Origin of the sequence: Paenibacillus sp. 19GGS1-52, assembly GCF_022369515.1 — a bacterium.
In the GTDB taxonomy this organism is placed as follows: Bacteria; Bacillota; Bacilli; order Paenibacillales; family Paenibacillaceae; genus Paenibacillus_AQ.
Window position 1 is genome coordinate 5,119,375 of sequence record NZ_CP059724.1, and the last position, 12,649, is coordinate 5,132,023.

At 47.3% G+C, this 12,649-nt stretch carries 9 protein-coding genes; all 9 read right to left on the reverse strand.

The features are described from left to right. Positions 1 to 82 precede the first annotated feature (82 nt). On the reverse strand, positions 83 to 1,018 hold the full coding sequence (locus H1230_RS23800) for an aldose epimerase family protein (RefSeq protein ID WP_239712332.1): 936 nt from the start codon (positions 1,016 to 1,018) through the stop codon (positions 83 to 85). A gap of 234 nt (positions 1,019 to 1,252) precedes the next feature. Continuing rightward, positions 1,253 to 2,581: an IS3 family transposase gene (locus tag H1230_RS23805; RefSeq protein ID WP_239712333.1), complete on the reverse strand. Its 1,329-nt coding sequence runs from the start codon at positions 2,579 to 2,581 to the stop codon at positions 1,253 to 1,255. 998 nt (positions 2,582 to 3,579) lie between these two features. Continuing rightward, on the reverse strand, positions 3,580 to 4,506 hold the full coding sequence (locus H1230_RS23810; RefSeq protein ID WP_239712334.1) for a 5'-3' exonuclease: 927 nt from the start codon (positions 4,504 to 4,506) through the stop codon (positions 3,580 to 3,582). 239 nt (positions 4,507 to 4,745) lie between these two features. Further along, a complete protein-coding gene (locus tag H1230_RS23815; RefSeq protein ID WP_239712335.1) occupies positions 4,746 to 5,117 on the reverse strand; it encodes an arsenate reductase family protein in 372 nt (123 codons plus the stop codon). 222 nt (positions 5,118 to 5,339) lie between these two features. Next, positions 5,340 to 6,329 carry an RluA family pseudouridine synthase gene (locus H1230_RS23820; protein WP_239712336.1) on the reverse strand — a complete coding sequence of 330 codons (990 nt, stop codon included), beginning with the start codon at positions 6,327 to 6,329 and terminating at the stop codon, positions 5,340 to 5,342. A 1-nt stretch (position 6,330) separates the two neighbouring features. After that, on the reverse strand, positions 6,331 to 6,894 hold the full coding sequence (locus H1230_RS23825; RefSeq protein WP_239717529.1) for a cob(I)yrinic acid a,c-diamide adenosyltransferase: 564 nt from the start codon (positions 6,892 to 6,894) through the stop codon (positions 6,331 to 6,333). Positions 6,895 to 6,908: 14 nt separating this feature from the next. Further along, positions 6,909 to 7,466, reverse strand: a complete 558-nt coding sequence (locus H1230_RS23830) for a type 2 periplasmic-binding domain-containing protein (RefSeq protein ID WP_239712337.1) — start codon at positions 7,464 to 7,466, stop codon at positions 6,909 to 6,911. A 166-nt stretch (positions 7,467 to 7,632) separates the two neighbouring features. Beyond that, positions 7,633 to 11,964 carry a bifunctional 2',3'-cyclic-nucleotide 2'-phosphodiesterase/3'-nucleotidase gene (locus H1230_RS23835; RefSeq protein ID WP_239712338.1) on the reverse strand — a complete coding sequence of 1,444 codons (4,332 nt, stop codon included), beginning with the start codon at positions 11,962 to 11,964 and terminating at the stop codon, positions 7,633 to 7,635. Positions 11,965 to 12,159: 195 nt separating this feature from the next. Next, positions 12,160 to 12,411 (reverse strand): aspartyl-phosphate phosphatase Spo0E family protein, encoded by a 252-nt coding sequence (locus H1230_RS23840; protein ID WP_239712339.1) that lies wholly within the window; start codon positions 12,409 to 12,411, stop codon positions 12,160 to 12,162. Between the last annotated feature and the right edge of the window lie 238 nt (positions 12,412 to 12,649).

Sequence of the window (12,649 nt, forward strand, 5' to 3'; positions counted from 1 at the left end):
TCTCTCGGGTACCCCTGCTGCGATTCATGAAGAGCCAATTGATCATTCCAAGTTCCCGCTTGTTGTAACAGTGGCACTTAGCCTAGGTTATATTCAGTTCAAGAAACCAGCGGTATATCCCCTGGCCCTCGACGACGGCTGCTTCGTTTCGCGGAATAGCCTGCTCGAGACTGTCCATTCTGCCGGTTGCCGGTTCAAGCGCAACATGATAGTTTCCGCCATAGCCGCCATAATTGGCCCATACCGCAAGATAAGGAACCTGCTCTGCCGGAAAAGTGAACCGCAAGGCTTCACCCGTCACGGGATCACTAATCCCGGCGAATCCATCACCAAGCTTGTCCGAGAAATAGTATTTCTCGGCGAACTTGCCCGCCGCTGGCTCTAGGGTACTCAGGTCAACCACTCCGGCAGCAGTTTGGACAAAAGGCCAGGAACGTTTGTCCTGAGAGACTCCTAGTCGTTCGCCTTCTGAATACGCTATTTCTATTTCTTTTAATTCTTTAGGCACGTGCAGTTGCATCCCTGCATGGATCTGCAATAATGGGTGCGCTGCCCATAGAAAGGAAAAAGGGGCATTCGATGTATTCGTTACCGTATAGTCGATACGGATTGTGCCTTCCACCGTAGAGGAATACACCTTCTCCAATAAATAAGGAAATTGTACCCCTTCCACACGGCAATGCAAAGTTGCCCCTGTACAATAAGGCTCCCAGCCAAGGGACCAAACCTCTCCATGGTCAGGAATAGCTCTGTCCTGCCAAGGCTCCTGCGGATAGGTGCAGGCATCAATACAAGGAAACATCTCATCCCAGCCACTCTCGTCCCCTGCTGCGAAGGAGGAACCATACCCTCCGTTCCCAAGCGGCTTCTCACTGCGCCATAACCATTCTCGGCCAGTCTTGCGGTTGCGCAGTGAGATCATCTTACTGCCAAGCTCCGGAATAATGCCTATGGATATCAGTTCTGTTTCACCAATCCAAGTCGCATACCCTTCCATTTCAGCCTTGCGCCATTTCATCAGGATACCCCTCTCTCAAAAATATAGATCACTATCCCTATCATCACTATCCTTATACTAACTCCTAATACCGGATCAACCCATTGACGAAATGCGGATGATGATGGACGATATTAGGATTTCAGGATCGAAAGCACCTTAGCACAGTATGCAAAAAAAGGGTTAAGCAGCTTAAACTCACTGTAATCTGGACCCTTAGTCAAGGACACTTGAAAAAAGAGTGGTTTAGAACCATTAGGAAACTAACAATAGGTGATTCCTGTATTGAACAGGGGTCATCTTTTTTAAACCCCATTGATATCTGTGGTGGTTGTAATAACGGATATAGCGATCAATTTCAAACTGTAGCTCTTGTAAAGATCGGCAACTGCGGTGATCCACATGATCTTTTAAATGGCCGAAGAATGATTCTTGAGGGGCATTGTCCCAACAATTCCCACGCCTGGACATCGACTGACCTATCCCATACTTCTTCAGCAGTGCTTGGTAGGTTGGACTCGTGTAATGGCTGCCTTGATCGGAGTGGATGAAGACATCTTTGTGTAACTTCACACGTTTTTGTTTCATGAGAGCGTCAATCGTGTCCGTGGCAATATCTAATGTGAGCCGGTTAGATACGTTGTAAGAGAGGATCTCGCCCGTCGAGGCATCTAGCAGGGTCGATAAATACGCGATCTCCGAGCGACCATGCGGGAGATAGGTGATGTCGGTAAGCAACCCCAGACCCGGAATACCCTTTTTAAAATCCCTTTGCAGACGGTTTGGAAGGGTCCGATGTTCCTTCGTAGCCTTCGCCATACGCTTATAGGGGTTAGGTTTTCTATGCGGGCATACGATGTTGAATTTCTTCATAAGCCTGCGGATTTTCTTCAGGTTATAAAGGATGCCAAACTCGTTCTCTAGAACCATCTTGATAGAGCGCGAGCCCTTCTTGTATCCTCTTCGGTGGAAAGCCTTCTTGATGTAGTCTCCCGCTTTAGCATCTGAACGAGTTCGCTCCAAGCGTGTATCTGCGGAACCTAAGTAGCTATAGTATCCCGAACGAGAAACGTTAAGCAACTTGCAAATGTAGCCTGTCATACGTCCTAGACCTTGATCCACAGCGTTCTTAATGAGTTCGAATAACTTAGTTTTGCTTAGATTCATTCCTTTGGCTACCAGCAACCTTTCTTTCGTGTCTAGCTTTTTTAACAAATCGACTTGAGATTCGAGCAGTCTAATCCTCGCTTCTTGCTTTGCAATGACTTCATCCGGGGATAGCTCCCGCTGCAAAGGACGCCCAGTGGCTTCCTTTCGAGAGTCGGATAGTCCTACAATCCCTCCTTGTTCATAGGCTTTCTTCCAGCGGTCAGCAGACTGTTCGATTCGCTTCATACCCATTACACTCACGTTAAATCCGTGAGCTTCGAAGATCTCTCTTGGGGTTTTGCCTGTCATGTATTGGTCAATAAATAACTGCTTAAATTCATCCGCATAGGTTATCGCCTTGTCACTCACTCTAACGACGTATCTGTTCTTTGACATCTGTTCACGTTCTTCTTCTGTAAATCGCTTCTTACTCATTTAATCCCCTCCGCTGTTCTTTCAGTATACAAAAAGGTACCCACAGCTTGAACACCTTTTTTTAAAGTGTCCAGTCTATGGGTACCAGTGTACTGCCTAACCCTTTTTTTAGTTTCTTTTGTGAGGTCGTCCCCTTCGAATATCTTTAAAAATAAATCATTCCCCCCAATATATTTCTCCTTGTGATAGGGTAAATGTTTCGTGAAATCTTTCATGATTTATTCATCGTTTTAGTTTGATCTGAAATTAGGAATTGACTTTATTTTTAATTTTAGAAACTAATGAAATTGCATCTCTTTTTCCCATAATCGCATTATAGTTTGATATCAAACCAATGGTCACCCCTTCAGTCAGAAAATTTACGTCGGAGTGATAGAAATTAAGATATGGCTTGTTATCTGGAGGATTAACCCAACCAACTGCTTAATAAGACTATTGCAAGAAGTATACGCCCGTTGCAATGCATAAGATCCCATCTCACCTTAGTTTGAAGGGATCTTTTATCGAATTATTGATTAGAATTATCATCAAATTTAGGTACGGTAACTTTAGATTCCCCCTTTTCATCCGGCTCCCATACCCCATTTTTTTAAAATTCATGGCTTGCAGAATAGTCATCTCCCGCTGAAGTTGAATCAATAATTCAGATTTTTTCAATCGACACCCCGTAGTAACTGGCAAGCAATTTCTGAATGTCCATTTTTGTTAGTGAATCCTTTGAGCCAGAAGAACATCCACACAAAAAATTGGTTTCAAGTCAATCCCGGAGACCAAATGTATTCCTCTGTCTCCTATGATGTCGATACAAGTAAATGGAACTTACTTATCCAAGATACAACTTCTGGAGATTACTATGCCACTCAATATACTTACAGCCCAGCAGCCAGTGCAGATTATGATTTCAGTATTGAAAGCACCTTAGCACAGAATGCAAAAAAGGGATAAGCAGCTCAAACTCACCGCTTACCCCTTTTCATATACCTTATCCAATCAGAGAATTAACCCAGATCCCCCAGCTCAATCTGGACAATTCCCCGTTCATCCTTTACTCCGGCAATCAGATGCATCAGGCTGCCGAACTCCAGCTCCTCGAACTTACGCGCAGCCTTTTCCCGCTGCAACTCCCACAGACATTCAGCCAGCGTACAGGCAATGGGCACATCGCAGCGAATCTGGGCCAGATCCCGCGATAAATGCAGCATCTCAAGGTCGGCTTCGATCTTGGCCCGCACGCCCTTAGGCAGCAGGTGCAGGTTCTCGATTACCCCCTCAACTGTGCCGTATTCAGTCAGCAGTTTCAGTGCAGTCTTCTCCCCAATCCCCTTTACACCAGGATAATTGTCGCTTGTATCACCCATGAAACCCTTTAGGTCGATGACTTGCAGAGGAGTTAGTCCTTTGTCTTCTAGCAGCTCGGCAAGATCATACACTTTATAGTTCGAACGGCCTTTTTTCATAATAACTACCTTCACGCTATCATTCACCAGCTGCAGCATATCATGGTCTCCAGTCAGAACGTAGACCTCAGACTCCTCACTAAAATAAGAAGCCAAGGTACCGATGCAGTCATCTGCTTCAAAGCCTACGAGGCCAATGTTCGGCACACCCAGCCCAGTTACGACCTCTTTGACCAGCTCAAATTGTGGAATCAGCTCCAGAGGTGCCTCGATCCGATTCGATTTATAACCTGAATATTTCTCCGTCCGAAATGTCCCCTTGCCCATATCCCAGCAGCATACGACATGTGAAGGCTCAAAGGTGCTGACCGCATCGAAAAAATACTGTAAAAAACCGTATACCGCATTCGTCGGCAATCCGGCTTTCGTCTTGCGAATATATCCTCCATAAGAGGTCGCATAAAAAGCCCGGAACAGCAACGCCATTCCATCTACCAGCATTACCCGGCCCGTTGTTTCTGCGCTCATGTGTAACCTCTCCTTTTATAAGCTTGTTATATAAACTGAACTTAAAATTTTCCTGAATCGGCTTTAATCGTAACTGCGGTAAATGTTTGGACTTCCGGCCGCTGTTGTCTCCTGATTTCTTGATTTATTCCGCTTTTGCGGATGAAATCAGGAGACAAAGGCGGTCGCTATCGCTCCTACAGTTCCAAAATTCCCCTCCGTTACTTTTGCCTTTTACTAAGTTTTCTAGTTCAACTTATCTAGTGTCTGGCGTTAGTCCAGGCGTCCGCATATTGCTCTTCCTTGAATCCAACTGTAACCTTGCTTCCATCGCTGACGATAGGACGTTTGATCAGCATCCCGTTAGCCGCCAGCAGCTCCAGCTGCTCTTGCTCACTAAGCTGTGCCAGCTTATCCTTCAGCCCTTGTGCTTTATAAACCTCACCGCTTGTATTAAAAAACTTCTTCAATCCCAAGCCACTGTTCGCCACCAGCTCACGCAGCTCCTCCACCGTCGGCGGCTGCTCTGCGATATGCTGAAGCTCCAGTTCATGCCCTTGGCCTTGCAGCCATTTCACTGCACTGCGGCAGGTGCTGCATTTGGGGTATTGATATACTTTTAAATGGCTCATGGTGTGCTCCCTCCGATTGGTGGTGAGTGTCGCTGCGCTGGCGAATTATTCTTCCGATCGCTGTTATCCTCGGATTTCCTGATTTTAATCCGCTCCTCGCGGTTGAAATCCGAGGAATAGCTTATGCTTTCGATGCGAGCTTTCCTACGGAAAGCTTTCGGGCGAGCGCTAACGCTTCTCCAGAACAATTTCGCCCACTCCGCTTTACATCACCACAAATATCTAATCACAATTCGCAGCTGTCTCATGCTGCAACTGCGCCTCCAATGACGTCATGTCGGACGGCAATGGGGCTTCGAAGGTCATTTCCTGCAGCAGTATCGGATGCCGGAAGGTCAGCCGCACGGCATGCAGCGCCTGGCGCGGCATCGCTGCGTCGAGCGCTGCCACCGCCTCCAGCCGCTCAGCCTGGGCGGCGGAGAGTTCCGGCATGCCGTAGAGCTCGTGACGGTACATACCGTCACCGATTAAGGGGCAGCCGATAGAGGTCATATGCACCCGAATCTGGTGGGTGCGCCCGCTCTCCAGCTTCAGCTCCACGCTGGAGCCGCTGGGGTAAACCGCTTTGACCTCGTACCGGGTCAAGGAAGGATAACCGTCGGGAGTTACGATGCGACGGTGCGGCTCGGCCGGATCACGGTCGATCGGACCGTCGATATCACCGTACGGCACAGCCGGCGTGCCGTGGACAAACGCAGCGTAGCGTTTGTCCACGGTTCCAGCAATCATCTGCTCGGAAATATGCTGATGACTGTAGGGGTTCTTCGCGATCACAAGCACACCGGAAGTTTCCTGATCGAGCCGGTGAACCGGACGGAAGCGAAAGCGCTCGTTCTTTTGCGCCCAATAATAGACGATTCCATTCGCCAGTGTATCTGTATAATGTCCATGCGTCGGATGCACAATGATGCCTGCTGCCTTGTTGACAATAAGCAGGTGTTCATCCTCGTAGAGAATATCAAATGGAATCGGCTGCGGCAAAATATCCTCAGACGTCTCCGTCGCCATCCGAATCTGTACCGAATCTCCTGCCCGCACACGAACGCTAATATAGACACGTTCCCCGTTCAGCGCGATGCCCTGCTCGGTCAGCTTGATTCGGGAGAGCAGCTTGCGCGATACATCCATCCGCTTCTGCAGGATGGTCTTGAGCAGCATACCGTCCTCAGCTGGCGGTACTATATAGGTAATGGGGGAATAATAGCTGGTCATGTTAGTTACGGAATACCTTTTTACTGCGGACATATTCTACATCAGCAATTCCTGACCGTGTATTTGCCGTCCGAGCCAATGCAAAGAAGTAGTCCGACAGCCGATTCAGATAAATAACCGCCTGCGGGTTAATATCCGCACTTCGTCCCAGCGTAACAGCCCGCCGTTCGGCCCGTCGGCAGACAGTACGACATACGTGAACTACCGACGAGAGTTCGCTGCCTCCTGGCAGGATAAAGCGTTCCAGCTGTGGATTCTCTGCTTGCAGGGTATCAATCCAGCCTTCCAGCCGCTCAGCCATCTCGCTTTTTACCTTATATTTCCCCTCACTGAGCTTTACAAAAGCCAGATCGGAACCACAATCGAACAGCTCGTGTTGAATCTCCAGCAGTTGCTCGCGCACATCCGCGAATTTCTCATCTGCCATTAGACTGCGGGCCTGCCCAACAAAACAGTTCAGTTCATCTATGGTTCCATAGGCTTCCACGCGGACATCATCCTTGCCCACACGGCCACCGATAACTGAAGTTTCTCCTTGATCCCCCGTACGAGTATAGATCGCCATCATTTATTCCTCCTTTATTCCATCATCGCCTTAATCGCAGCAATGCTCTTATCCACACTATCCGCAGAAACAGCAAGCGTCACGAACACATCGTCGGGTGCAAATCCGGCATCCTTAAACATTTTTAGCTTCGACAAGGGAATCGCAAATAAATGTTTCTCCTGAACAAGCTCTTCTTCCTCACCACGTATGACTCCGCCTTCGAACACACCTTCCGGATAATCCTCAGCCTTGAAATAGTCATCTAGCGGCAGATTGGCGCCATTCTTGCCGTAATTCTCCACATCCGCTTTAGACAAAATGACAAGGTCATTCATCCCTGCCGCATATTCAACCATCAGCTTTTGGATATTATAGATAGGCGACGAATTGAACTCTACCTTCGTCTCTTCACCCAGCTTATCCTGCAGCTTGTCCTTTACAGTCTCTTGAAATTTGCTGTCCGGAGTCAACCCATTAGGCATCATGAAGATTGTCACCGAATTCTTACTGTCGTCCCCGCCACAACCCGAAATTAAGGTCATCATTACCAGCAGCGCTACGACAATACTACCCTTCCACTTTCCACTCAACGTACTTCCCCCTCGGTGCATGAAATCGCATAATAATAGTTTAAGCTTTCTAGTATAAAGAAGGCAAATTAAGTGTGAGTCTAATATGTTCCAGTTGCACAAAAAAAGGTATTCCAATGCCCCAGAAGAAGGACAAACGGAATACCTTTTTAGCGTTACTAGAGAGTTAAGATGCTTGTTGCTGCAGCATGCGGTAGATAATGACCGCCGCTTGGGCACGGTTAGCTATGCCCTTCGGCAGGAATTTCTCCGAGCCTACACCATTGATAATTCCCAAATGGGTCAGCTGGGCAATAGATTCCTGCGCATAGGAGGCAATTTGAGACTTGTCCGCAAATTGCTTGAGTGCAGCATTGTTGTCAATCGGCTGCAGCTGTTCTTTCAAAGCGTTGGCGACCATAATCGCCATTTCTTCACGGGTAATTTCACGACCCGGTTCAAATTTCCCATTCCCGGAGCCTTTTACAAGGCCGGCATTCACCGCCATGGTGATAGTGTCTGTGTACCAGACATTTTGTTTGACATCCGTGAATGTAGTAGCCGCTCCAGAATTACTCAGATTCAGAGCGCGAACCAGCATGGTGACGAATTCCGCACGGGATACGTTTTTGACAGGTGCGAAGGTATTTCCATCCAAACCTTTTATGATCCCTTTTGCTGCCAGGGAATCAATAGCATCCTGAGCCCAGGCCACTTTACCCAGATCCTTAAATCCGGACTCTGGAGCTGCAGTAGGTGTTGGGGCTGGAGTAGCCGATGCTGTTACAGCAGTTGCGCTAGGTGTTGCCGTCGGACTAGGTTTTGGTGTTGCTGTTGGCAATGTTCCCGAAGGCGGGTTCGTTGCCGGAGTCGGATTGTTCACAATTCGCCCTTCAATGGCGGCTGTGATGGCTCCACTCTTGAATGTCTTCACGATGTAATCATAGAACACATCTAGATCAATAGGTCCCGCTAAAGATGCACTGGCTTGGGTCAGAATAGTGTAATTATCCCCACCTGCTGCCATGAAATTGTTGACCACAGCTGTATAGTTCTGGGTTGGATTAATTGGCGTTCCGTTTGCCGTCGTTAGGCTGGATATGCGCTCTGCTACCGGAAGGTACATGTTGGCCGTGTATTTCAGACCGGAAATCTGTAAAGTTTTGATGTCATAAGTTCCGTCGGGTTTCAGAAACCATTGCTGTTGAAGCAAGGTTTTGATTTGCGCTCCAGTCAGTGTCAACTTCACGAGCGTATTGCCAAACGGCTGGATTTTAGCCAGATCGCCGAAGGTGACATTCCCTAACGGAAGATCGGCGCGAATGCCGCCCGGATTCATGAAGGAGAAGTCCGCAGCGCCTTTACCGTCGCCGAAATCTGCACCGCGCATAGCATCCGCGATCAGATTGCCCAAGGCAGCCTCTTTAATGTATACATCTGTCCGGGTAACGGTTCCGTCAGTTGTACCTACAGGCTTAGTCAGTTCCGGATGCTTATTTAAGTAGTAGTTAACAAGAGCAGCCGATTCTGCATCCGGTGTAATCCCATCTTGTACAGTGGGGGTCACCACAGCAGACTTGCTCAATACATCGCCCGTTGTATGACTAATCACTAGCTTGATATCCTCAAATGCCATTCCATAGGAGTAGGCTTGAACAATCAGCTTGCCGTTTACAAGGCCGTTGGCCAACGCATGGTTGTCACCAGCTACAATAACATCTACCGGGGAGTTCGCTGGAAGCGCCTTAGCCAGATCGGCTGCTTCGCCTGTTGTCACATCAGCTTTAGTCGTTGCCGGATCATGTGCAAGCACAATGATTGTTTCAACGCCTTTACCCTGAAGCTCCAAGGCATACTTCTCAACAGCCTGAACTTCTTCCTCAGGAGTCAGGAAGCGTACACCCGCCGTACCGGCAGGGGAAACCTTGCTTGGTGTAGCTTTGGTAACAAGACCAATAAATCCGATCTTTACGCCGCCTATTTCCTTGATGACATAAGGGTTGATAATCGGCTTGTCCGTAGTGCTGTTTACAGCATTGGCGTTGATGTAATCAAAATCTGCACCCTTATGAGTTATATCTTTATTCTTAGGGTCAACTCCACCGTATAGCTGTGTCTTAAGCGCATCCACGCCTTGGTCAAACTCATGGTTGCCCAAGGAACCAATGTCAAATTTCATCATGTTCATCCATTCATGCGTCGGTTCATCACGCTCAAGTGACGATACAGGAGCTGATGCGCCTACGGAATCACCGTTATGGAACAGCAGTGAATTGGTATATTTCGCACGTGCGTCTTTAAGGTAGGTCGCGAGAATCGGAACTGTACCTACATTCTTGTTGTTTAGAATAGAAGTCGTATCCAGTTGGCCATGAAGATCGTTGATGCCCAGAAGATGCACCTCAACATCCTGAGTAGGAGCCGATTCTTGCGGACGCAGATTCAGTTTGTAGATCCCGAAGCCCTGAGTATTTGACTCGCCGGTATCGGTAATATTCGTTGGCAGAACCTTAGCTGCCTCAGGTGATGATGTGAATGTTACATTAACATTACCCTTAATTGGAGCGAGAGACCAGTTGCCATCAGCAGTCGGATCAATGGTTCCGGCTTCGCTGATATAGTCCATCAGAACCTGACGGTTTTCTTGAAGGGAATCAATCACCATCTCGGAGCCTTTAACGCCTGGGAAGTTGCCGCCGCCGCTAGCGCGGTAGTTGTTCGTGACGACGATAAAGTCCTGATTCAAATCCAGAGGCTGATTATTGTATGTCACTTCAGTAACGCGGCTCGATGAAGAATCATTAATCGTGCCATCAGGCTTGTACTTCGCATTTTTTGTCACATCTATTTTATACTGGATGCCGTCGATCACATCGAAGTTGTACACGGCAAATGCCGGGTTCAACAGGGCTTGCGGAGTGGAGATTGCTGGCTTGATACGATTAAAAGCACCCGCACTCATTTCCAGCCATTCTTTTACGACAGAGCCTTTAATCTTGATGGCTTTCAGCGTATTGTCGTAAAGATACAAGTCACTTGCGCTACGAATCGTCAGCTCCCCAGCAGCAATATTTGTATACTCGGAAGGGCCGTTGCGACCTGCCTTGAAGGGGGCACCCACGCTGAGAATCGCCAGATCCTTGTATTGCGGAAGATTGGCATCAATGTAATTCTGCACGTAACGTTTCTGGGCATAAGTAACAATCTGAACAGTCGGATCATCCTGAACCATAGCGAAATAGCTGTTCATGGAAGCCGTTGTTTCCCCCAGCTTCTGGCCGGTGTAGGCAATAGTAGCCTCATGCTCAACTGCGACAGCAGCATCTACAGCCGGATCAGGAGCGACGGTAGCAATATTGAGTTTGTTCTCTGTCTTATAAATGGAGCGGGTTGAAGATACTGATGTTTCCTTCTGCACCGTCCATACTCCATTTACCTGTGTAAGAACAAGGTCTATCAGTCCCAAATTGGCACCGCCGAAGCCTGCTTGTACAGCTGGAACTCCGTTAATATGACCTTTCACATTATCGATAACTGCTTTATCGTTTGCATAGGGCAGCTTCGTTCCCGGGTCGATAAAAGAAGCATCCAGAGTAGCGTTATTCCCAGTTGGGAACACCTTATGCGTGTGCGAGAACGTAATAGCATCAATCCCCTCAACCTTACTTAGGGCATTAATATCATTCTCGGAGCCATCTCCTTTAACAGCATTAATATCAAAACCGGTATGCGCCATGACTACGATAACCTGCGCTCCAGCTTTCTTCATGATGGGAACGAATTTCTCGGCGGTTGCGGCGATATCTTTAGTGATGACCTGACCTTCCAGATTCGCTTTATCCCACTCCATGATCTGGGGGGTTACGAGACCCAGTAGACCGACTTTAATATTCTGCGTTTGGCCATTACTATCTGTTACCTGCTTATTGATGATGACATATGGAGTAAAAGCGTTGGTTACACCATCAGCTTTATAAATATTTGCATTTACATATTCAAAATTCGCACCCGTAGCTGCCTCGTTACCAGGGCTTCCTTCTACTGTTCGTTTTAAAAAATCCAACCCATAGTTAAATTCATGATTTCCAAAAGTCGCCGCATCGTACCCCATAACGTTCAAGGCCGCAATCATCGGATGAACCTTGGTTGACGAATTCTCCAGATCGGATTTGTTCGCCATGTAGGTACCCAGTGGAGTACCTTGAATCAGGTCCCCATTGTCTAGCAAAAGATTATTTGGTTCTTCGATTCTAGCTTCTTTCACCAATGTTGCCGTCCGGTCCAGTCCAACAGTCACCGATGCTGTATTCTTGAAGTAATCCCATCCGTAAACGTTCGTGTGCACATCCGTTGTGCTCATTAATCGTAGATCTACCTTGGCTGGAGCAACCGCTTCGGCAGATGCCTTATCTGTACTCCAAAATGTACCCAGAGCGACTCCACTCAACACCTGCACTGAGAGTACGGCAGTAACCAATACGGAAGCGATCGGCTTGTTCCATTGTGTCTTAAATCTCATATAATTATTAGTCCTCCCTATCAATTCTTTCTACATCCCGCGACAGTATATCATACATAAAATGTAGATTATCATAGAAAACGTAAAGTATAGACAGGAGTTATGTTAAAAATATAATACCGGCACATTATGAATGCATCTTCATAAATGGAAGAAGGGGGCTCTCACGGAGAGCCCCCTATTAGCATTCAGCAGTTATTTCCTGCGTGGACGCCTTCTCATATATTCATTTATCTTCAGATCTAGCAGACTGCTGATTTCAATGACATTATCACAGGTAAATGAATTCTCCTGTATAAAAAGCTGTTCCATTCTGCTGCGAAGTTCCTGAATTTCATCTTCCAGAGAGAGCCTGCGTTCAGAAGCATCACTCTTGGAGGGCCGTTTCTCGCTTCTCGAAAAACACTCCCCACCATAGAAAGGTAAGTAATAATCGGCACTAAGCACAATCATCCCTCCTAAAAGTTTTGTGAGCATAGCTTCTTTGGTTAACTTCGTTCAAAACTACATCGTAAGCATACACTTATGTTTTGTGAGCATAGCTTCTTGGATAACTTCGTTCAAAACTACATCGTAAGCATACACTTAAGTTTTGTGAGCATAGCTTCTTTGGTTAACTTCGTTCAAAACTACGTCGTTGCAAGTCCTCTTAATGTAATTAAAGGAGATTGTTACTCTCAAAGTA

Coding starts and splice junctions, on each gene's coding strand:
- H1230_RS23815 (WP_239712335.1), bottom strand. CDS start 5,117: ATGAGCCATTTAAAAGTATATCAATACCCCAAATGCAGCACCTGCCGC.
- H1230_RS23810 (WP_239712334.1), bottom strand. CDS start 4,506: ATGAGCGCAGAAACAACGGGCCGGGTAATGCTGGTAGATGGAATGGCG.
- H1230_RS23820 (WP_239712336.1), bottom strand. CDS start 6,329: ATGACCAGCTATTATTCCCCCATTACCTATATAGTACCGCCAGCTGAG.
- H1230_RS23835 (WP_239712338.1), bottom strand. CDS start 11,964: ATGAGATTTAAGACACAATGGAACAAGCCGATCGCTTCCGTATTGGTT.
- H1230_RS23825 (WP_239717529.1), bottom strand. CDS start 6,894: ATGGCGATCTATACTCGTACGGGGGATCAAGGAGAAACTTCAGTTATC.
- H1230_RS23800 (WP_239712332.1), bottom strand. CDS start 1,018: ATGAAATGGCGCAAGGCTGAAATGGAAGGGTATGCGACTTGGATTGGT.
- H1230_RS23805 (WP_239712333.1), bottom strand. CDS start 2,581: ATGAGTAAGAAGCGATTTACAGAAGAAGAACGTGAACAGATGTCAAAG.